Annotated in this window: 23 protein-coding genes and 3 pseudogenes; 15 read left to right on the top strand and 11 right to left on the bottom strand. The window is 66.3% G+C overall.

Annotated elements, in window-relative coordinates; translation table 11 throughout:
- Positions 1–47: 47 nt before the first annotated feature.
- The 8 genes from STROP_RS26275 (at position 48) to STROP_RS24505 (ending at position 4,095) form a co-directional block, all read left to right on the top strand.
- Positions 48–434 (top strand): CHC2 zinc finger domain-containing protein, encoded by a 387-nt coding sequence (locus tag STROP_RS26275; RefSeq protein WP_080516551.1) that lies wholly within the window; start codon positions 48–50, stop codon positions 432–434.
- Entirely contained in the window at positions 373–774 is a 402-nt protein-coding gene (locus STROP_RS25980; protein ID WP_420794850.1) for an HNH endonuclease signature motif containing protein, read from the top strand. Before STROP_RS26275 ends, STROP_RS25980 begins: the two co-directional genes overlap by 62 nt.
- On the top strand, positions 728–1,399 hold the full coding sequence (locus tag STROP_RS02610) for a toprim domain-containing protein (RefSeq protein ID WP_011904437.1): 672 nt from the start codon (positions 728–730) through the stop codon (positions 1,397–1,399). The genes STROP_RS25980 and STROP_RS02610 overlap by 47 nt, the downstream gene beginning before the upstream one ends.
- Positions 1,399–1,848: a hypothetical protein gene (locus tag STROP_RS02605; RefSeq protein WP_011904436.1), complete on the top strand. Its 450-nt coding sequence runs from the start codon at positions 1,399–1,401 to the stop codon at positions 1,846–1,848. The genes STROP_RS02610 and STROP_RS02605 overlap by 1 nt, the downstream gene beginning before the upstream one ends.
- Positions 1,829–2,614, top strand: a complete 786-nt coding sequence (locus STROP_RS02600) for a ribonuclease H-like domain-containing protein (RefSeq protein ID WP_011904435.1) — start codon at positions 1,829–1,831, stop codon at positions 2,612–2,614. The genes STROP_RS02605 and STROP_RS02600 overlap by 20 nt, the downstream gene beginning before the upstream one ends.
- 25 nt (positions 2,615–2,639) lie before the next feature.
- Complete coding sequence (locus tag STROP_RS02595; RefSeq protein WP_011904434.1) at positions 2,640–3,119, top strand: hypothetical protein; 480 nt, start codon at positions 2,640–2,642, stop codon at positions 3,117–3,119.
- Positions 3,116–3,589, top strand: a complete 474-nt coding sequence (locus STROP_RS02590) for a hypothetical protein (protein WP_011904433.1) — start codon at positions 3,116–3,118, stop codon at positions 3,587–3,589. Before STROP_RS02595 ends, STROP_RS02590 begins: the two co-directional genes overlap by 4 nt.
- Before the next feature lie 305 nt (positions 3,590–3,894).
- Positions 3,895–4,095 (top strand): hypothetical protein, encoded by a 201-nt coding sequence (locus STROP_RS24505; RefSeq protein WP_148217317.1) that lies wholly within the window; start codon positions 3,895–3,897, stop codon positions 4,093–4,095.
- Positions 4,096–4,155: 60 nt separating this feature from the next.
- On the opposite strand, the gene STROP_RS02580 is transcribed toward STROP_RS24505, so the two are convergent.
- Both STROP_RS02580 and STROP_RS02575 read right to left on the bottom strand, forming a co-directional pair.
- Positions 4,156–4,344 (bottom strand): DUF397 domain-containing protein, encoded by a 189-nt coding sequence (locus STROP_RS02580; RefSeq protein WP_011904431.1) that lies wholly within the window; start codon positions 4,342–4,344, stop codon positions 4,156–4,158.
- Positions 4,341–5,153: a helix-turn-helix domain-containing protein gene (locus STROP_RS02575; RefSeq protein WP_011904430.1), complete on the bottom strand. Its 813-nt coding sequence runs from the start codon at positions 5,151–5,153 to the stop codon at positions 4,341–4,343. Before STROP_RS02575 ends, STROP_RS02580 begins: the two co-directional genes overlap by 4 nt.
- Before the next feature lie 680 nt (positions 5,154–5,833).
- Here STROP_RS02575 and STROP_RS23475 point away from each other — a divergent pair.
- Positions 5,834–6,259: a flavin reductase gene (locus STROP_RS23475; protein ID WP_080516625.1), complete on the top strand. Its 426-nt coding sequence runs from the start codon at positions 5,834–5,836 to the stop codon at positions 6,257–6,259.
- A 50-nt stretch (positions 6,260–6,309) separates the two neighbouring features.
- On the opposite strand, the gene STROP_RS02565 is transcribed toward STROP_RS23475, so the two are convergent.
- Complete coding sequence (locus STROP_RS02565; protein ID WP_238380265.1) at positions 6,310–7,332, bottom strand: NsdA family TPR-like regulatory protein; 1,023 nt, start codon at positions 7,330–7,332, stop codon at positions 6,310–6,312.
- A 156-nt stretch (positions 7,333–7,488) separates the two neighbouring features.
- Positions 7,489–7,650, bottom strand: a pseudogene (locus STROP_RS26270) (helix-turn-helix domain-containing protein); the annotation flags it as partial.
- A gap of 153 nt (positions 7,651–7,803) precedes the next feature.
- Here STROP_RS26270 and STROP_RS02560 point away from each other — a divergent pair.
- The 3 genes from STROP_RS02560 to STROP_RS02545 all read left to right on the top strand — a co-directional run bounded on the left by STROP_RS02560 (position 7,804) and on the right by STROP_RS02545 (position 10,572).
- Complete coding sequence (locus STROP_RS02560; RefSeq protein ID WP_011904427.1) at positions 7,804–8,271, top strand: glycine-rich domain-containing protein; 468 nt, start codon at positions 7,804–7,806, stop codon at positions 8,269–8,271.
- Positions 8,272–8,351: 80 nt separating this feature from the next.
- Entirely contained in the window at positions 8,352–9,179 is an 828-nt protein-coding gene (locus STROP_RS02555) for a protein kinase family protein (protein ID WP_011904426.1), read from the top strand.
- Positions 9,180–10,290: 1,111 nt separating this feature from the next.
- Positions 10,291–10,572 (top strand): hypothetical protein, encoded by a 282-nt coding sequence (locus STROP_RS02545; RefSeq protein WP_011904424.1) that lies wholly within the window; start codon positions 10,291–10,293, stop codon positions 10,570–10,572.
- On the opposite strand, the gene STROP_RS02540 is transcribed toward STROP_RS02545, so the two are convergent.
- The 3 genes and pseudogenes from STROP_RS02540 to STROP_RS26095 all read right to left on the bottom strand — a co-directional run.
- Entirely contained in the window at positions 10,565–10,909 is a 345-nt protein-coding gene (locus STROP_RS02540; protein ID WP_011904423.1) for a site-specific integrase, read from the bottom strand. The genes STROP_RS02545 and STROP_RS02540 overlap by 8 nt on opposite strands.
- Before the next feature lie 127 nt (positions 10,910–11,036).
- Positions 11,037–11,378: pseudogene (locus STROP_RS26265) on the bottom strand (ABC transporter permease); the annotation flags it as partial.
- Positions 11,336–12,232, bottom strand: a pseudogene (locus STROP_RS26095) (ATP-binding cassette domain-containing protein); the annotation flags it as partial. The pseudogenes STROP_RS26265 and STROP_RS26095, both read right to left, overlap by 43 nt.
- A gap of 106 nt (positions 12,233–12,338) precedes the next feature.
- On the opposite strand from STROP_RS26095, the gene STROP_RS02530 reads away from it, so the two are divergent.
- Positions 12,339–13,415, top strand: a complete 1,077-nt coding sequence (locus STROP_RS02530; RefSeq protein WP_011904421.1) for a serine hydrolase domain-containing protein — start codon at positions 12,339–12,341, stop codon at positions 13,413–13,415.
- A 57-nt stretch (positions 13,416–13,472) separates the two neighbouring features.
- Here STROP_RS02530 and STROP_RS25965 read toward each other — a convergent pair whose 3' ends face one another.
- Complete coding sequence (locus tag STROP_RS25965) at positions 13,473–13,607, bottom strand: hypothetical protein (protein ID WP_020678857.1); 135 nt, start codon at positions 13,605–13,607, stop codon at positions 13,473–13,475.
- A 337-nt stretch (positions 13,608–13,944) separates the two neighbouring features.
- Here STROP_RS25965 and STROP_RS02525 point away from each other — a divergent pair, with 337 nt between their 5' ends.
- Positions 13,945–14,751: a hypothetical protein gene (locus tag STROP_RS02525; protein WP_011904420.1), complete on the top strand. Its 807-nt coding sequence runs from the start codon at positions 13,945–13,947 to the stop codon at positions 14,749–14,751.
- An 814-nt stretch (positions 14,752–15,565) separates the two neighbouring features.
- Positions 15,566–16,489, top strand: coding sequence for an aldo/keto reductase (locus STROP_RS02520; RefSeq protein ID WP_026275386.1), 924 nt, complete (start codon positions 15,566–15,568; stop codon positions 16,487–16,489).
- A 389-nt stretch (positions 16,490–16,878) separates the two neighbouring features.
- Here the strand turns inward: STROP_RS02520 and STROP_RS02515 are convergent, their stop codons facing one another.
- From STROP_RS02515 to STROP_RS02505, 3 genes are all read right to left on the bottom strand, one after another.
- Positions 16,879–17,184 (bottom strand): hypothetical protein, encoded by a 306-nt coding sequence (locus tag STROP_RS02515; protein ID WP_011904417.1) that lies wholly within the window; start codon positions 17,182–17,184, stop codon positions 16,879–16,881.
- Between the two features lie 422 nt (positions 17,185–17,606).
- The gene (gene glpK, locus STROP_RS02510) at positions 17,607–19,130 is read right to left on the bottom strand and encodes a glycerol kinase GlpK (protein ID WP_011904416.1); all 1,524 of its coding nucleotides are present in this window, start codon (positions 19,128–19,130) and stop codon (positions 17,607–17,609) included.
- 38 nt (positions 19,131–19,168) lie between these two features.
- Positions 19,169–19,936 (bottom strand): IclR family transcriptional regulator, encoded by a 768-nt coding sequence (locus tag STROP_RS02505; RefSeq protein ID WP_026275384.1) that lies wholly within the window; start codon positions 19,934–19,936, stop codon positions 19,169–19,171.
- Positions 19,937–20,095: the final 159 nt, after the last annotated feature.

The following is a 20,095-nucleotide window of genomic DNA, read 5'->3' as shown; positions in this document are numbered from 1 at the left end:
GACCCCACATGGGCGGCCTGGCTTGAAACCCCGGAGGGGGCACGGCCGTGACGTGGCGACCCACCGTGCGGCAGCGGGGCACCACCCAGCAACGCCCAGAGCTTACCGCCGTGCTCGACCACTACGACGTGCCGTACCACTCGGACCGGATGCGGCAGATGGTGTCGTGCCCGCTCCACGAAGACCGCACCCCATCATGCTCGCTGGACCTGGCGCGACAGTTATGGAATTGCATGTCATGCGGTAGGGCGGGGAGCGCATGGGACCTAGTAATGGAAATGGAGTCCTGTGACTATCGAGGAGCCGTCGAATTCGTTCGGCGAGCCGCATTCGCCGCGAGCGACGCGAACGCGGCGACGGGAAGTAGCTACGGTGACCGACGACGGAAGCCTGGTCAGCGTGGTGGCTATAAGCCTAGCTGGCGTCAAGGCTAGACGCTTTTGGTCGAAGGTAGATTGTGCCGATTGCTGGGAGTGGACCGCCTGTACAGACGGGGACGGATACGGTCGCTTCAACATCGGGGGCCGCCCTTGGCGAGCCCACCGAGTTTCGTGGGCGCTGCTCGTGCAGGATCTGCCGAAGGGCCTCTACGTTGATCACCTGTGCCGTAACCGCAGATGTGTAAATCCGGATCACCTGGAGCCGGTGCCGCCGGTCGTGAATACCAAGCGCGGAGCGCTCGCGTCTATTAACCGATCCCTCCGCGGACTCAGAAGGGGGGTCGGGCATGACCGAGCGGGATCCATTGAGGCCCCTGTCGGTATCGCAGCGTGAGACGTTGGAGGAGGCTACGGCCGCCTATCAGTCCCAGCTCACTGCTGATGTGGCGGGATACCTCACGGCTCGGGGGATAGGACAGGATCTGGCAGACGCGCACAGGCTCGGCGCCGTTGTGGAGCCGATGCCGGGGCATAAGCGATTTCAGGGCATGCTCGCCATCCCCTATCTGGACAAGGACGGCCTTCCGCTAAGCATGCGATTTCGCTGCATAGAGGCGCACGAGCATCGAGATTACCATCATGGTAAGTACAACAGCATGACGGATGAGTCGACTCGCATGTTCAATATAGGTGCCATCCATCGCGATGGTAGTGAAATCCATCTAGCCGAAGGGGAGTTCGATACGATTCTGCTGGATCTGGTGTTCTCGGGTGCCGTGGGGGTTGCGGGCGCGCGGGCTTTTCTCCCCCGGCACCGCCGGATGCTAGCGGGCTTTTCGCGAATCTGGGTCTGGGCGGATCCTGATGACGCCGGCACCGAGTTGGCCAACACGGTGACCCGTGGGCTGCGCGGCGCGAGGGTGGTCCGTCTGCGCGGTGGCGACGTGACAGACATCTACATGGCGGGCGGGGCGCCTTCCCTGCACAGCCTAATTGACGCCGAGGGGGGAAACCGATAGTGAGCGGCGCTAGCGGTGATTATTTGGAGGCCATCGGCACCGCCGAGCTTGGCGAGACGACTCCCGGTGAGGAGCCCGACTCCGGTCTGTTGGTGCGGCATGCTCGGGAGCTGGTTGAGCGGTTGCATACCGAAAAGGCGATCGATCTACTGGACAAGGAGCTGGATCAGCAGAACATCACATTCGGCCGGCGGGACCTAGGGATGCATGCGGACGGCAGGCGTTCCGAGTACGCCAAGATGGCTGACTCGTACCGTGGGCTCGTAGAGCACGAGTTCCGTATGGAGCGCCCGCCCACCTGGGACCACATCCTCCTGATGGAGGTCTATAAGGTACTTGGCAAGGAGGACGGCTCGGTGGGGCTCGGTGATGTAATCCAGGTCGCCGCAGTGGCCATCCGTATCTGGCTTGTACAGCAGGACAGGGCCTATGGACGACGACCTGAGTAGCGACGACCGCGCTACGGCGCGCACCCTCTATATTGATATCGAGACTGCACCCTCCCTTGCTCATGTGTGGGGTTTGTGGCGCCAAAATATCGGACTCAGTCAGCTCTTGGCGTCCGGGCGGGTAATCTGCCTGGCCTGGAAGTGGCGGGGTGAGGAGGGGGTCCACTTCGCCTCCGAACACGGGCAGGGTCGGGACGCGATGTTGGCCTCTGCCCACCGCATCCTCGGCGAGGCCGACGTGGTGGTGCACTACAACGGCAAGCGATTTGATATCCCCACACTGAACCGGGACTTCATACTTGCTGGCAAGCTGCCACCAGCACCGTTCCGGCAGCTCGACCTGTTGGAAACCGTCAAGCGACGGTTTCGATTCACCTCCAATAAGCTCGCGCACATCTCTCAGGAGTTGGGCCTAGAGGGCAAGGTCAAGCACGAGGGACACACGCTCTGGGTCAGGTGCTTGGCCGGCGACCCGGAGGCATGGGAACAGATGGCCGAGTACAACAGGCGGGATGTCACCCTGCTGGAGCAGCTACACGATGTGTTGATGCCTTGGCTGGTGCGTGCGCCTAATCCGCGGCTGACCGATGGCGTCAGCGATGTCGACACGTGCCCGAACTGTGGGTCTACGGACCTGGCCCGGGAGGGCCACGCCTACACGGCAACCGGGGCATATCAGCGGCATCGGTGCCGAGCCTGTGGCGCCTGGTCGCGCCGGGGGCGACGCTCCCACGGGATCGATATCCGACCGATCGCTAACAACTGAAACCGCTAATGAGAGTAGGATATTGATGATCGATGCGGATTGGTCGGTGCTGGAGCTGGAGGGCGTCATGCCAGCCCTCTCCAGGGCGGCCCGGAACGTAGCTCGCCGCTACCCGGGCACCGACCTGGACGACCTACTCCAGGACGCCGCACTGATGGCGGCCACCCGGGCAGACCTTGTCCGAGGGTGGGTTGCCCACGGACAACTGCACCACCTGTACACCGATGTGATGCGCGACCTGGAGGACGACGTTCGCACCCAGGCGCAGCGCGGTGAGCGATCCCTGGACGCCATGTTGGAGGGCTGGCGCAGCGGCGAGGGTGGCGTTGAGCGGGAGCTGGCGGACGGGGATGGTCCGCCACCGCGCCAGCGCATCCGCAACGGGGAGTACGGCGGCAAGATGCTGGGGCTCCGCTGGGCTGCACCTCATGGTGCGGCTGGCGGACTGGTTGCCACCAACAGCCCGTCAGCAAACCCAAAAGCCACGAGTGAGAGGATTCGGTGAATATCACCCCGCGCCGCGAGGAGATCGCCGAGGTTGTGGCGATCCTGGAAAGCGGCGCCTATGACGGCCCCGACGCCATGGCTGCGGACCTGATCAGAGCGGTCGCCGGCCTGCTGTGGTTTCGCACGTGGTGGGTCCTCGGCGCACGTGGCCCCCGGGCGGCGAACTTCGGTCCATTCGCCTCCGAAGCGGAGGCGGTTCGGTGGGGCAAGCAGGTAGCCAACATGGCCATACCCGCAGAGTGGGGCGTGGTCCAGGTTCACGGCATGGGCAGAATCGCAACCAACGCCAAGGGCGGCAGGGAGGGCGGTGGCTTCGGCTATTGCGTGACGGCCGGCTGTGGATGCCCGCCATACGCACACGCCATGGACAAGAGCACCCGAGGGAAGTGCGTCATCTGCGGTAGCTGTGACAGATACCAGCAGTCGGAGCGCAAGCCGGCAAAACGTGCTAAAAGGGAGCCGGCATGACCTACACCCGCGTGTTCGTTGAACAGACCTTGCCGCTCATGCTCGACGGGCGGCCCGGCTCGCATGGCCGTGGACCCCGACCCAGCAGGGCCTGTCGTCAGTGCGACCCTCACCGCGGCCGAGAGCGGTGCACGCACCGTTGCGACCTGAGCCCCGCGTGCATCAGCACCTTCGAGGGTTCTGAGTTCGGCATCTGTCAGCACGTGCACAGCGGTCGTCGCACCGGGGGCTGTGGGGTCTGCTGGTGCCTCGGCGCCCATGACCGCAGGGCTACCGCCGCGTCAGGCGCCAGCACGATCGATGCCGTGCTGGCGGACATAGGCGTGGCTTGGGAGCGCAGCCCCTGGCTCCTGCACATGCATCGCCGCAGGATGTATATGCGGTATGCGCTGGACTGGCCGGTGGGCCGAATCGCCCAGGAGGAGGGCGTCAGCGCTAGCAGCGTCTCGCGCACCCTCACGGCCGGCGTGGACGCCATCGTCGGCTACCTGGAGGACGATACCTGAGTCCCAGACATACTTGAGCCCCCCGGCGCATCAACGCCGGGGGGCTCAATTGCTTGCTTGTCAGCGTCGGGCATGCTGCACGAACGCCTGCCACGCCTCCGGACCGAACACCAAAGCCGGCCCGGTCGGGTCCTTGCTGTCGCGCACGCCGACGACGCCGGGAAGGTTGTCGGCGACCTCCACGCAGTCTCCGTTACCGGGCCCGGAGCTCCGGGTGGATTTGCGCCACGTGGCACCGTCGAGGTTCATTGCTGTTCCTTCCGTAGTTCCCGCGTCACCGACACGGCGGCTTTCCGTGATTCTACCGGGCTCAAGGCTGAAGCCCGGAGGTGATCAAAAGCCAGGGTGTATCGCCCAACGTCAGGGACGGCCTCAACCGGAGTGTCCCCGGTCAGTGTTTCGCGGTAGGCGATCGTTGGGAACTCAGCAAACTCCATGATCGTGAAAGCGCCACTCAGGCCGGGATGGCATCCGACGTTCGATGGCAGTACCTGCACCGTCACCCCTGGTGGTGGTTCGGCTATCCGCTCAAGCTGCTTCGCGAGCACGCCTGGGGGCCCGACTTGACGGTGTAGTAGCGATTCGTCCAGGACAACCCACAGGTTCAGCCCGTCCTCCGCGATCCGCTGCTGACGCTGCATGCGAGCCGCCACCAGCCGATCCACCTCCTCGGGCTCCGTTCGTACGGGGTCCGAGGCGAACAGCGCCCGAGCGTACGCCTCGGTTTGGAGCAGCCCGGGAAAGACTCCCCAGGACCAGATCTTCAAGGACTCAGCTTCGTTCTCGAAGCCGATATAGGAGCCCAAGGAGCCGGTGAGGACATCGCGGTACGACTCCCACCAGCCCCGCTCCCGCCCAGCGCGGGCAAGCTGCCAGTGCCGATCTTGTTCGTCCGGGTCGGTGACGCCGTACAGGTTGAGCATCAGCATCAGATCCCCCTTGGACACAGGGGATACGGCGTTCTCGATCCGGCTGACCTTCGGCTGACTGCTGGCAAGGTGCTCCGCAACCTGAGCCGTACTGAGCTCGGCCGCCTCCCGGAGCGCCCGGAGCATCATGCCGAGCCGTCGACCCGCCATGTTGCCTGGTTGATACCGCCGTGAGTTGGTCACGCATCGCATCGTACTCGCACAGGCGCGGATCGAGGTATGCCCCGGTAGGTGAACCTGATTTTGCATCGTGCAGGGGGGATTGCCTTGCCGGCATGCATCATGCACGATTGGGCTGAACGTGGTGCCTCCCATGCAAACCGTATAGGTCGCCACGTACCCAGCCGCGCAGCGAGGAGATTTGCCATGCGCCCCAGCCGTTGGTTCCGCCGCCGCCCGAGGAAGAATCCCCCTGCGATCGCGCCGAAGCAGAGGGACGCCCCACGCTTCGTGGCGGTACAGCGCGCTAGGCCCGTCAGCCTGCCGGCGTGGATGACCCAGCCCACCGTCGCCAACCCCCAGGTAGGCCGCGTCGGTTGGCTCACCCCGGCGCAGCAGTGGCGAGCCAACGGAGGCCGCTGGTGACCGCGCAACGGCCGCCCGTCCGAAGCGCCGACACGCGAGACTGAGGGGACGTCGATGGTTGTCGTTGCTATTGCCGTCGTCGTTGGGCTCGCCGTTGGCCTGGTCCTGGGCCTGGTGACCAAAAGCCGCTCAGGCAGTTGGTGCCCCCAGTGTGGCGACCACAAGCGCTGCCTACGTGACCACCACGCGGGCGGGAGCCGACCGTGATCCGCGCACACGACCCCATGCGCCCGCTTTGGCGGTGCCGGGCCTGCGGCGCTGACTGGCCCTGCCAGCCCGCGCGGCTCGCGTTGCTCGATGAGTATCGCGGCAGGAGGTCGGCCCTGCTGGCCCGCCAGGGCAAGCTCCTCGCCCAGGCATCTGATCAGCTATCCCGGCTCAACGGCACCAAACCCGACCTTAGGGAGAGGTTTGTCGACTGGTGCTGGCGGGCGGAACACGAAGACCCCACGATCGGCGTTTTCGAGTCCGTTGACCTGGACTTTCTGTTTCGAGCGATCGAAGCAGTCATTCGCTACCACTGGGGAGGGTGGACCTGCCCCGAGTGCACCGACAGTGGTTGCCCTCGGCTCGACTGGGTGGACGCCTCGCTGGACGTCCTGCAACGGCGATCGCAAGGCCGTCCGGAGGCGGAGGGCCCCAAGCGATAGCTGGCGTGACGAGACTTCCCGCTTGGGCGATTCTGCGGGAGGGGTCGTCGTCAGGCCATTAGGGCGTCGTGAAGTGGGCGCGCGGCGGGTAGATCCGGCCACCTGCGGGCCAGCGTTCGTTTCAATTCATGCAGCTCACCAGCGATCCGTGCCGAGCCCGTCTGGCGCCATGCATCCAGGCAGGCGATGCCCAGTTCAGCGGCCCGCTCCGGATCCGGATCAGGGCCGGCGGTGACAAGGTTGGCCAGCTTCGCCCGCTGGTGGGCTTGATCCCGCGCGAGGTGGTTTGGCGTCTGGCGAATCTTCCGTTCGAGAATCGCCGCAGCGGTTGCGGTGTGGCCGGCGCTGCGGTAAGCGCTAGCGCTCTGTTCTTCCAGTGCGTCCAGGTCGTACCCGTGGAGGTAGACCGGCGAACTGGGGCGCAGCCCAGCCGGGTGGGTTGCGAGGAGGTCCGACGCCCTGTCGAGGCACGCCCGGAAGCGCTGAACGTTGTGGAGTTGCGCCCAGCCGCGCGCCTCTTGCTGGCTGGCCAACGCCAGGAGCTTTGGGCTTACGTCCCCCCGAACTTGGCGAGCAGCGGCGGCTAGGGCAACAACGGCGCGCGGGTCGTTGTCAAGGGTGGCGATGTTGCTCTTCCGTACGAGCATGTAGGCCACCATTTCGTCGTCGCCCGCTGCCTGCGCCCACTGGGATGCCCGGTCAGACCAGTGCATGGCGGCGCGCAGATCACCGCCGTCCTGGTGGAGCCACCCGGCGAACTCGGCGTACTGCGTCAGTAGTTGCAGCACGGGCTGCGTGTCACCAAGTCTCACGGTCCGGCGTAGCGTGTCGAGAACGTCAAGCTGTGCCATCACGGGCCCGAGAAGTTGCCGGGGCCCGAGCATCTTGTCTGCGGTGTAGTGCTCGGTCAGGAGCCGCTGGAAGTAGCCGAGAACTTCCGGGTCAACTCGTGACCCACTGAGGCTGTGGCTTAGTCGGTCGGCTTGGTCGAGGTCGGTCACCCCCGCCGGCAGTACGGCGTGGAGCGCGCCACTGCCCAGCAACTGCGCGAACTCCCGTCGTGTCAGGCTCACCTGCACGGTCCTTCCATCGGCCGTCCGTAGCTCCAGTTTCACCGTATCCCCGGGGCCATCGCCGAAGGTAGTCCGTGGTAGCGCTGGCGCCCGCCCCCGAGCGGGGGCAACGGGTGGCTCTAGAGAGCGGAGACGGCCGAGTAGCCCGCCGGTCTGCAAGGCACGATCGAGCGCCCTGGCGACATCCGGGTCAACGAGGTGCTCGCCGCGCTCTGCCCGGGATAGACGTGTGTAGTCGTAGTGAGCGGCCTTGCCGAGCGCCCGCAGAGACAGACCCGCCTCCGTGCGTAGCTGCCGTAAGGCAAGGCCAAAGACCATCTGCACGGCCGGTTGAACTGGATCCGGTAGCCAGTTTCCATCCATCACAACGGATGTTGCCGCAACAGTGAGCCCGTTCACAAGAGGCCCTTTTCCGCTGACGCTGGATGCAGGGCCCGGCAATCGGCCAGGGCAGACACCTAGGGAGCGGACATGTCCACGACAACGCTCACACGGCGAGGCGCGTCACTGGTCTCGCCCGAACTGTTCGGTCGCTTGACCGCTCGGATCGCCAAGGACCACCCGGACCTACCGGCAGGCATGCCGGCCCGAATCCTGGACCAGGCCCTCGCGTTCCTTGGCGCCGCTGCCGTCACCACCGAGCCAATCGGCCCGTCCGACCTGGTGGACATCGGCTGGCACACGTTCATCTTGTACACCCGCGACTACGCAGAGTTTTGTGACCGGATCGCGGGACGGTTCATCCACCACAACCCGGAGGACGGCAGCGAATGGCCGACCAACCCGACCGATGCACCAGTGCCGCTGTCCCGTGCAGTCGCCGCCATCACCACCGCCGGCTACCAGGTAGATGCGGCGCTGTGGCGCGTCAACGCCAGCGCCACTGCCGCCGACTGCACGCAGTGCCACGCGGGATGCCACGATAGCCCGATACGCTGATCGCACACGCCCCGTGCTGACTGCGACGGCTACGCTCCAGGGAACTCAAGCCACCGCGGTCAGCACGGGAGCGGAGCGGGATGCCCGACCACCAGTGGGACGATCTGCCCACCTCAGTACGACGTAGCATCGAGTCGCACACTGGCCCGGTCCGAGCAGCACGCTCCGCCACAACCGGCGCCACCTCGGAGATCGCCGCCACTCTCCGCGCCGACTGTGGGCCGGTGTTCTGCAAGGCCATCCGGACCACTCACCCCATGTCCCGGATGCATCGCATGGAAGCACGCGTCAATCCATGGCTCCCCGACACGGCACCGCGACTACGGTGGGTGGTCGAAGCCGAGGGCTGGCTGGCCCTCGGCTTCGATCACGTGGAGGGCCGGCACCCGGACCTATCGCCCGGCTCGGACGACCTACCGGCTATCGCCGATGCTCTGACCGGGCTGTCCCATGCGCTGACGCCCTGCCCGCCAGTTCGCGTCCAGCCCGCCACCGTCCGCTGGCAGGGCAGAATCGCCCCCCACCTCGTTGACGGCGATACCCTCTGCCACACCGATGTCACGCCGTTCAATTTCCTTGTCGGTCGAGGCGTGCGTCTCGTTGACTGGTCGATGCCCATCAGGGGTGCGGCGTGGATCGACACAGCCCTGATGATCGTCCGACTCATCCGGGCAGGCCACACGCCAGCACAAGCCGAATCCTGGGCAGATCAGATCCCGCCCTGGAAGCAGGCATCCCCCGAGGCGGTCGAAGTTTTCGCGTCCTCGCTCGCGGACCTGTGGGAGCAACGCCGACGCGAAAACCCAGTCCCCCACCGAAGGCAACTGGCGGAGGCCGCCCACGCCTGGGCGGCTCACCACGGCACGCAAGGGCCACGCCCCCGGCCGGAGCTGACCCGCCCCCTGTAGCCGCTCGCCCCGGCGCGTCTCCATCCCCCGTGGGAGGCGGCCGGGGCGAGCCAACGGCAGTGTCAAGGTTTTGGTTCTTTATTCCTTCGGTTTGTGATGGGCGGCCCGGCACTCCGGGCAGACGCACCAGAAATGCCTATAGCCCGTGGGCGTGCCGTGCGGCACATCTGGCCGCCGGCCCGCCATCAGAGCGCCATCAAGGCGGCCCTGCCAGGCGGGATCAATCCTGCTACGGGCGTAAACAGTTTGTACGTGGATTCCGACCCGCCGTGCAGCCTCAACCGGCCTGTAGCCCTGCCGGATGAGACGCAAAACCTCATTTCGGATTGGGGCAGGGAAACGCAGATCCGCCTTCTTCCGCCTCCACAAAAACAGGTCATCCAGGTGCGCTCCATAGCACTCGTCGCACCCGCACCCGGTGCGCCACCTGTTCGCGGTCCCATGGGGGGCGAGAGGTCTTGGCATGCCCGGGATAGTACCCCTCGTGCGCGGGGAGGCAAGGCCGTCAGGCCAATGGCAGCGCCCGCAATCCAGTGCTGGCTAGGCTTCATCCGAAAACGCAAGCCGGAGAAGTACGTATACGAGAAGTCCGCTCGGCGCGGCTCAACCTCTACAACCGTCTCGGCGGGCTCGTGGATGGCGCCGTCATTACCCACCCTCCAGGACGGGTGGGGGCCGCGACAGCAAGCGCTCGCCGGAGCAGCAGCGTCCAGGCTGGCGGCCACCCCGCTGGCCGCAATCAACACGGCACACTGGCGACGCCAGGGACTATACGTGGATTGATCATGAGCAGGAGGGGTCGAGATCGACCTACCCGTGCAGGTCAGAAGCCCTGTGGCGAGCCCTTCTTTACTCGTTTCCTAAACCGTGTGTCGCAGGTTCGATTCCTGCCGGGGGCACCTCGAAGATCAGCGAAAACACGATCTGAGCTGACAATACATACGCCCCTCTATTAGCACACATGCGCAGGTGTAGGTCACTGAAAGCCGCTACTTGTCGCCGTCCGTACAAAATATGTGCAATGATCTTGGGTGTATGAGCAAGGGCGTTTGACCAGCTCAGGACCGTTCGTGGTCGACAGAAACGCGCCCCGCTTGGCAGGATCGTAGTCGTGACTATTGGCCAGCCAACACCGCCCAGCCGCGCCGACGTGGAGGTCCGGTTCACGGCCATCCTCAACGGCGGCCAGTCGCGCGACGAGGTCGACCGTTGGGCAACCCGGGCTATGCAAACCCTGGAGTACGCCGAGGTCGATGAGACGATCTGGTGGGCACTCGGGATGCTTTCCGGCATCGATCTGCGCGACGGGCCGGACGAACCGTACCTGCATGACGACGAGCAGGTGCTCGGCTGGCTCACAGAGTTCCGGGAACGGTGCCGTGCCATCAGTTGAGCGCCGCTTCGATGCGTTCGTTCATCCGGCTGCGGTCCCCGTCGAGGCATTTGGCGTAGACCTTGAGGAGCACGTCGACCAAGTGGCCGGCCCGCTCCGCGACTTCTGGAGCCGGTAAGCCCGCGTTGAGCCACAGCGACACCCCGGCGTGCCGCAGGTCGTACGGACGACCGGCCAGGGGAGAGGCCACCCGCTCCGGTGGCAGGCTGAACCGCCGCGCCTCCGCCCACACCCGGGAGTACGTCGAGGACGCCACCACGTTGCCCCGCCCGCTGCGGAACAGCCGCCCGTCGGCACCCACCCCGAAGCGGTCGATGTGCGCTCGCAGAATCGTCACCAGTCAGCGCGTACCCGAAGCCCAGAACCAGCGCGCCACCGGTGAGCAGTCCGGCCGCGTCGCCGGCCGGCCGCCATCCCCTTGCGAGTCCCGCGCCTGCGCAGACCAGGACCACGAGCACCATGCTGAGCAGATCCCCGGCCGTGCGCCCGACCAGGACCGCGGCACCCGCCATCGGCAGCGACCGGAAGCGATCCACGATGCCGCGCCGCACGTCGTCCGCGAGGCCGATGGCGGTGATCGCGGAGACCCACACCGCGCTCTGCACGATGACGCCCGGCATCAGGTACGCGCGGTAGTCCGACCCGGGCACCGTGATGGCATCCGCAAAGACGTACGCGAAGAGCACGACGAACAGCACCGGCTGGATCGTGGTGAAGACCAACAGGTCAGGCACCCGGCGGATGCGGATGGCGTCGCGCCAGGTCAGGATCGCGCTGTCGGTGAGCGCCCCGCGCAGGGTCGGCATCGGTGTCCGCCTTCCTCCGCCGCGGTCAGGGCCAGGAAGACGTCGTCGAGGCTGGGCCGCTCCGTGCCCAGTTCCAGCGGCTCCACACCGTGCGCACGGAGGTCACCCGCCAGCCCGATCATCGCAACGGTGGCGTCGGCCACCGGCACGGAGAGCCGGCACCCGTCCGGGCTCCGGTCCGGCTCCCGCAGGCCGTGTGCCGCCAGCAGACGCGCCGCGCGGTCAGCGTCCCGCCGGTCCACTGTCACCGCCAACCGGTCGCCGCCGAGGCGTTTCTTGAGATCCTCGGGCGTACCCTCGGTCACCAGGCGGCCGCCGGCGAGGATCGCGATGCGATCGGCGAGCCGGTCCGCTTCATCCAGGTACTGCGTGGTGAGCAGCGCGGTCACACCGTCCTCGGCGAGCCCTCTGACGATGTCCCACAGGGCCCGGCGGCCGGCCGGGTCCACTCCCGTCGTCGGCTCGTCCAGGATCAGCACGTCGGGACGCCCGATCAGCGCACAGGCCAGGTCGAGGCGTCGACTCATCCCGCCGGAATAACCTCGGGCCGGGTGGTCCGCGGCGCTGTCGAGCCCCAGCCGCCGGATCAACGATTCGGCTCGGCTGCGCGTGGTGCGGCAGTCGAGCTGGTAGAGACGGCCCACCATGGTCAGGTTCTCCAGACCGGTGAGGTACTCGTCGACTGCGGCGAACTGACCGGAGAGGCCGATCCGGCGCCGGACCTGGGCGGGCGCGGCCACCACGTCGACGCCGCAGATCCGGGCGCTTCCGGCGTCCGGTGGCTGCAACGTCGACAGGATGCGGACCAACGTCGTCTTGCCGGCCCCGTTCGGGCCGAGAACCGCCACGATGCTGCCGCGCGGGAAGCTGGAGTACTAAATCGGTGGTCGCGATAATGATCAGTCGTTACGATCCCGCCGGGTCCTCCCGCCCGACCTCGCGACCCCAGGAGAAGCCACGATGCCCGAAAGTTCCGTACTGGCCGACATTCCGGCCGCTGTCGCACGCGCCGCCGAGACGGACGGCTTCTCCGGCGTGGTCCTGATCCGCCGCGGCGAGGACACCCTGCACTCCTGCGTGACCGGGTTGGCGCAGCGGGCCTGGCAGGTGCCCCACACCCTCGATACCCGTTTCCGGGTGGCGTCGGTGTCGAAGATGTTCACCGCGGTCGGGGTCCTGCAACTCGTCGAGCGGGGCCTGCTCGACCTCGACGCACCCATCGTCGAGCTGCTCGACCTGGCCGAAACCACGATCTCGGCGCAGGTGACGGTGCGGCAGCTGTTGACCATGACCGGAGGTATCGCCGACTGGTTCGACGAGACCGGCGACTGGGAGGCCACCTGGGCCGAACTGCTCCGCACGCACCCGGTGTATCTGCTGCGTCGTAACGCCGATTACCTGCCGCTGTTCGCCGACAAACCGGCCCGCTTCCCTCCAGGTGAGCGGCACGAGTACAACGGCGCCAGCTACATCCTGCTCGGCATGCTCATCGAGCAGCTCACCATGGCGCCGTTCGCCGAGCACCTGCGCGAGCACGTCTTCGGCCCCGCCGCCATGACCGACACCGACCTCCTGCCTCTGGAAGCCGACGCACCGCGGGTCGCCGACGGCTATGTCCCCGCCCGCGACGGCACCGGCGCGATCACCGGCTGGACCCGCAACATCTACGCCACCACCCCAGAGCCGGCCGCCGACGGCGGCGCCACCGCCACCGCCGCCGACCTGATCGCCTTCACCCAGGCCCTACGCGCCGGCGCCCTGCTACCGGATCAGGCCGTGGCCGAGATGCTCGCCCCCCGAGTCGCCGAGCGCGAGGAGAAGGTCCGCGGCTACCTCTGGCGCTACGGCTACGGCGTCATGTCGATCCTCGACGACGACGGCACCGTCATCCGGTGGGGCCACACCGGCGAGGAAGACGGCGTCAGCACCCGCCTATACCACTACCCGAGCCTCAACATCGACGTCGCCATCTGCGCGAACACCTCCTGGTCCGCCGGGAAGCTCGCCTGGAACATCCACGACCTGCTCCTGCCGTAACTACCTCGACCGGTGGCAACGCCGATTATCCAAGCGCCCAACAAAACCATTCCAAGATCACGTATCTGCGGTTATGGGACAGCCACCCAAGCGCGGGTCCGTCCAGGCGGCGCGGCCGGCCTGGGTGGCGTAGGCGATCGCGCGGCGCAGCGCCGACAGCGACACCGGCCGGTCGTTCTCCAGCTCGGTCAACCTCAGCTCGATCCACTCGCGGATCAGGGTGGACGCCTTCCTTCACCCGGCGGCGTTCCAGTGTGGACGACGACAGGCTATGACAGCGACATACGGCTGTGGAGGCCATGTCGAATAAATACACGACGGACACGACACAAGCCCACGTGATCCGACAACTGCCATACGACATCGACGCCGCAGACCACAACCATCACGTAAACACAACAGAATCACGAGACACTAGAAGCGGCAGCTTAGCCGCCGACGAAAGCCCTGTCATGTCACGATCAAACCAATTAGATGTCGCGGAGCACTCGACGAACGCCTGTGTCGCACACGCGAACGGAACTGACCGATGACGGACTGGCGCTCTCTGTGGGATGCGGTTGTCGCCAGCGATGTAGGCGCCCGAGACGGACTTGGATGGGAGTTCACCAGCCGGACCGGTGAACCGGCCTGGGCAGTCTTCCGCGGGGACGATGGCCCGTTCCCCGTCTTCTCCGCAGCGCGCGGGCAAGTCATGCCTTCGGCGGACGACCTAGCCGCCATGACGCACGAGGCTGTGGCGGACCTCTTGGCTGCCGCTGGACTGGCTGACCAACACGGCTGGATCACTGAGAACATCTCGGCCGCACTTCTGCTGGCCTCCATGAGCGTCGAGTCGTGGGAGGGAGAGGAATGGGCCCTTGAATCTGGTCCTCACGATGTCGCGACTGCGTGGGCTGAACCCGACGCTGCTCTAACGCCCTACGCCTGGCTACGCGCCATCGGCACCAACACATCAGCAGAGATCAGTATCTACCAGAATGACATGCTCTTTGGTCTCTGCTTCATTCCGACCACGGAACTCCGGCTGCCGGAGTTCGACTTAGGCTCACTGCGGTCCCGTCAAGGGATTCCACTCGTACGCGGCCCAATCAACCAGGTGGACGTCGTCTACGACACCATTGTCGAGGGCGGTCGCTGTGCTGGGCTCGTGAGCGAGGTCTTGCTACACGGCGACCACGCGTCGACGTTGCTCATCGCCGCCGAAGCGTATTCCCGGCACGAGTGGCACCTGTTCGACGAATCCGTAGTCGCTCTGACGGAGCCAACCACTGCCGACTCCCTAGCCTGGATCCCTGAGCGGCACCGCTGGCGGCGGACCGAAGGTGTCCGCTGACACTCACGTATACCCAGATCCACACCCCCGACTGTCGCAGATCACCTGGCGGACGCGTGTCGCAGATCAGCCGATGGAGGACACGATCGGCTGCTGCTGCCGAATCGTTCTCATTAGAATCAAGCGCGCCGGGCGGTGCGGACCGGGCGCGGTAACCGGCTCCTGACGGAGCCGCCACCCCGCCCGTCTACGGCGGGGCGGAAAGTCAACCGGCCCGAGCCCACGCCCCGCCCCGCGCGTCACCCTTGGGTCCGTGAGGTGAACCGGTGCCGAGTGCAAGGCCATCCGAACCACTCACCCCATGTCCCGGATGCATCGCACGGAAGCAGGTGTCAACCCGTGGCTACCCGACACCACACCGCGACTACGGTGGGTCGTCGAAAGGTCGGGCTGGTTAGCCCACGGATTCGATCATGTGGAGGGCCGGCACCCGGACCTGTCGCTCGACTCGGGCCGCCGATGACGCCTTCGCTGCCGCTCTCGCTGCCCTTTGGGAGCATCGGCTACGCGAGAACCCAGCCCCTCATCGTGGGCCACTAGCTGAAGCCGCCCGCGCCTGGGCGACCCACCGGGGGCGACCGCAATCGCCAGTAGGCTCCGCCGGAGCCGGTAACGCTGAGGCAAACGCGCCGACCGCACGCCAGGTCGGCACCGAACCGAGAGCCTCAGGTGACGGAGGCCTCAGGTATTGCGTGCTACCACACACCTGCTCGTAGGATCACGGTGATCTGGTTGTCGCATGGGGGGGGCGAACCGAGTGCAGTATGTACGTTTGGGCAGGACAGGGCTGAAGGTCTCGCGGATCTGCCTGGGAATGATGAGCTACGGCGATCGCGGCAAGAGTGCTGGGTGGGTGCTCACCGAGGACGCTGCCGAACCTCTCGTCCGGCGGGCGGTGGATGCCGGAGTCACCTTCTTCGACACCGCCGATATGTACTCGTTAGGAACGAGTGAGGAGGTCACCGGCCGTCTGCTAGGTAAGATCTTCTCGCGGCGGGACGACTACGTACTTGCCACCAAGGTCTTCTTTCCCATGGGCAGCGGGCCCAACGACGGTGGGCTATCTCGCAAGCACATTCACGCTGCCATTGACGAGTCGCTGCGCCGGCTCGGCACCGACCATGTGGACCTATACCAGATCCACCGCTGGGACGACCAGACACCGATCGAGGAAACGATGGAGGCCTTACACGAGGTGGTGCGTGCCGGAAAGGCCCGATACATCGGTGCCTCCAGTATGGCCGCCTGGCAGTTCGCCAAGGCGCAACACACTGCCGACGTGTCCGGGTGGACCCGGTTCGTTTCCATGCAGAATCACTACAACTTGCTCTACCGAGAAGAAGAACGGGAGATGATTCCGCTCTGCCGTGACCAGGGAGTCGGCGTCATCCCGTGGAGCCCGCTGGCCCGTGGACTGGTCGCCCGCGCCGGAGCGACCGAGGCAGCGGCCACCGCCCGCGTGTCCAGCGGCGACGCCGACCGCAGGGAGGCGTTGTACGGGCGCGGCGACGAGCGGATCCTCCGACGGGTGGCCCACGTCGCCAATGAGTGCGTTCTCCCACCAGCACAGATTGGCCTCGCCTGGCTGTTGAGTAAGTCTGGGGTGACCGCCCCCATCGTCGGGGCCACCAAGGAGCGGCACATTGATGATGCTGTTGCCGCAGTGGACGTTTCGCTAACCGAGAATCAGATCGAATACCTCGAAGAGCCCTACCAGCCGCAGACCATCCGCATGTGAACATGCAGTGGCAGGACTTGCAGTTCGGCCATATCGGGTTGATTCGGTGCCTGCGCATACGGCCCACCCTTGCCACCGAGCACTGAGTCCAAAGCGCACGAAAAGCCGGTGACACAGCAAGCCTTCCCGGCTCGAAGGCCGGGGGCGGTGAGCCGTACACCGCCGGACATCCGCACCACCGTGCCAGATGTGTGCCGGTAGCCGGTGTTCCAGACGGTCATCAACGGTAGTGATCGGGGCAGGGAACACCAGGGCAACGCCGCCTACCAGGTATTCCGGACAAATAGGGGTCAACCGGGAATGACCTTCCGAACTGCAGTTCCTCGCCTCGGGCTCCGCGCTTCGCGATCCACTGTGAGCTATGCCAAGCAGCACCGCAAAGCGGGGTGTCATCGTCGCCGGAAGAAGAAGTCTGAGGTCATCGCCTCGTTGAGCGTGAAGTCTGCGGCTGTTTCGACCGACCAACCCCGTCGTGTGAAGGGAACTCCAGCGCGCCAGAGAAGCAAGAACCCGCCGGCCAGCACGACCAGGGAGAGCCAGGAGTAGGAGAAGACAGCGTCGGCCACGGTGACGTCATCATCAATCGCGACAACAACGAATGGCACCACCTGCGGCATGATGACCAACCGACCCAGCCACATGGCCGCCCGATACGCCGGTCGTCGGCGGATGGCCTCCACGTCCTCGTCGCTCATCACCAGCCGACAGTAGGCGACTGCCGCGACTGGCGACCGAGACCCTTCCGGAGGGTCGGCGAACCAGGTAAGTCGCCGCTACTGCGGTCGGGCGAATCGTCTGCCCGCGTACAGCCAAAAGCCGGTCTACGTGAGCGGTCTGAGGCAGGCCGAGGGCGACAAAGGGCAGAATCGTTCCACCGGTTGAGCGGCCGCTGCGCATTGCCGATGCCACGGACCACGCGTGGACTGATCATCACCAGGGAACTCCGAAGTCGGCCCGCCGATACAGGTCAGAGGCACCTGGGCACTCTTTCGACGGTCGGTTTCCCGATCGTGTGTCGCAGGGTCGGATCCTGCCGGGGGCACCAGGTGAAACTCAGATCAACCTTGACGCACCAGATTGGGCTCGGCTTCTCTCTACCCTTGATCATGGTTGTGGGTCAGCGGCGAGCAGGGTCCTCTGTGGGCCGGATCCAGTCGAAGGTGCGCTCCACCGCCCGCCGCCAGTTTTCCCGTTCCCGTGTCCGGACTGCGGCATCCATCTCCGGCACCCATCGGGCAGCCGGGTGCCAGTTGCTACGCAGGCCCTCCAGATCTGGCCAGTACTGAACCGCGAGCCCGGCTGCGTATGCGGCCCCGAGGGAGACCGTCTCGGCCGCCATCGGGCGCACCACCGGCACCGCGAGTACGTCCGCGACGAACTGCATCAGCAAGTTGTTCGCGGTCATCCCGCCGTCCACCCGCAAGGTGGTCAAATCCAGCCCGGAGTCGGCGTTCATGGCGTCGACCACCTCACGGGTCTGCCACCCGGTCGCCTCCAGCACAGCCCGGGCCAGGTGCCCCTTGGTGATGTAGGAGGTGAGTCCGACGATCATGCCGCGCGCCTCGCTGCGCCAGTGTGGGGCGAATAGCCCGGAGAAGGCGGGCACAATGTAGCAGCCGCCGTTATCGCCGACTGTTCGGGCGAGGGTCTCGATTTCCGGTGCGGTACTGATCAGCTCCAGCCGGTCGCGGAACCACTGCACCAGGGATCCTGTGATCGCGATGGACCCCTCCAGGGCGTACAAGGCCGGCTCGCCGCCGATCCGGTAGCCGACGGTGGTGAGCAGGCCGTGCCGCGAAGGCACCGGCTCGGTACCGGTGTTCAGCAGCAGGAAGCTGCCGGTGCCATAGGTGCACTTGGCGTCGCCTGGGTCGAAGCAGGTTTGACCGAACAGGGCAGCCTGCTGGTCACCGAGGGCCGCCGCGATCCGGACGCCGGGCAGGACGGCTGTGGCGGTGCCGTACACCTCCGACGAGGAGCGGATCTGCGGCAGCATGGCGGCCGGCACGCCGAAGAAGCTCAGCAGTCTGGGGTGCCAGTCGAGAGTGCGCAGGTCCATCAGCATGGTACGGCTGGCGTTGGTGACGTCGGTCAGATGCAGGCCACCGTCCGGGCCGCCGGTAAGGTTCCAGATCAGCCAGCTCTCCATGGTCCCGAAGAGCACCTCGCCGCGATCGGCGCGTTCGGCGAGGCCGGGGACGTGGTCGAGCAGCCAGCGCAGCTTCGGGCCGGAGAAGTACGTGGTCAGCGGCAGCCCACACAGCTCCTGAATATCGGCGGCGCCGCTGGCCCGGGTGAGGGCGTCCACCACCAGGTCGGTGCGGGTGTCCTGCCAGATGAGCGCGGGAGCCACCGGGACACCGGTACGCCGGTCCCAGACGATCGTGGTTTCGCGCTGGTTGGCGATCCCGATCGCGGCGATCTGGTCGATGGTGATGCCAGCCTGGGTGAGGGCGCGGGGAACAACCTTGCCGACGTTGCGCCAGATCTCCATAGCGTCGTGCTCTACCCAGCCAGGCCGGGGAAAATGCTGCCGGTGTTCCCGCTGGGCCACCGAGACGAGGTTGCCACGGCGGTCGAAGACGATGCACCGGGTGGACGTGGTTCCCTGATCGATAGCGACGACAAAGCGCTCGGTCATTACTCGCCCTTCGTGAAGCCGGGGTGGTGGGTGACGGATCACCAGCGCGTGGCGCCGAGATCGCGGGAAACCGCGCGGGCGGCGTCGCGGACGTACGTGACGAGGGCTGGGCGGGGGTTGCCGGACCCGTCGCAGGTGCGGTCCACCGGACCAGAGAGCCCGATCGCGCCCACGACCAAGCCGCCGTAGCCGCGAATCGGCGCGGCGATGCCGGCCTCGCCAGGGGTCATCTCTCCGACTTCGGCTCCCCAACCGTTGTCCCGGACTTCGCTGAGGGCCCGGGTGAGTGCTCGGGCAGTGACCAGGGTGCGTCGGGTGTAGGGCTCGGGCTCGCGTTGCTTGACCGCGTTGGCGGCGCCCACGTCGTAGGCGAGCAGGACTTTGCCGAGTGCGGTGGCGTGCGGGGGCAGCAGGGATCCGACGTCCAGCGTCTGGAGGGTGTCGTCGGGCCGGAACACGTGGTGGACCACGAGTACCTTGCCGTCCAGCAGAGTGCCGACACGGACCGCCTCGCCGCTGCGCGCGGCGAGGGGGTCCGCCCAGTTGATGGAACGGGAACGGAGCTCGTTGACGTCGAGGGAGCTCGTGCCGAGGTGCAGCAACGCGGCGCCGAGTTGGTACTTGCCGGAGGTCTTGTCCTGCTCCACGAATCCGACGTATTGCAGCGTACGTATGATGCCGTGCGCCGTGCCCTTGGGCAGGTTGAGAGAACGGGCGATATCCCCGATGCCGAGCCGGCCGGAACTGCTGGCCAGCAGGCGGAGGATCGCCGCGGCACGCGCGATGGACTGCACCTGACCCGGCATGGGGCGGATGCTAAAGCGTTCGGGGCCAACGCAACAGTGTTCGGCATTGTCGACCGGGGTTCGTTGACCTGCCTCCTCATGTTTCCTACGGTTCACCGCACGGCGACGTCCGCCACCTCGCCGATATCGCACGGCCCTCCATCCCCCGATCGCGGAGAG

The sequence above is a fragment of the Salinispora tropica CNB-440 genome, assembly GCF_000016425.1.
Lineage (GTDB): Bacteria > Actinomycetota > Actinomycetes > Mycobacteriales > Micromonosporaceae > Micromonospora > Micromonospora tropica.
Note: the sequence above shows the minus strand (reverse complement) of the source record. Positions and strands in the feature narration are given on the sequence as shown.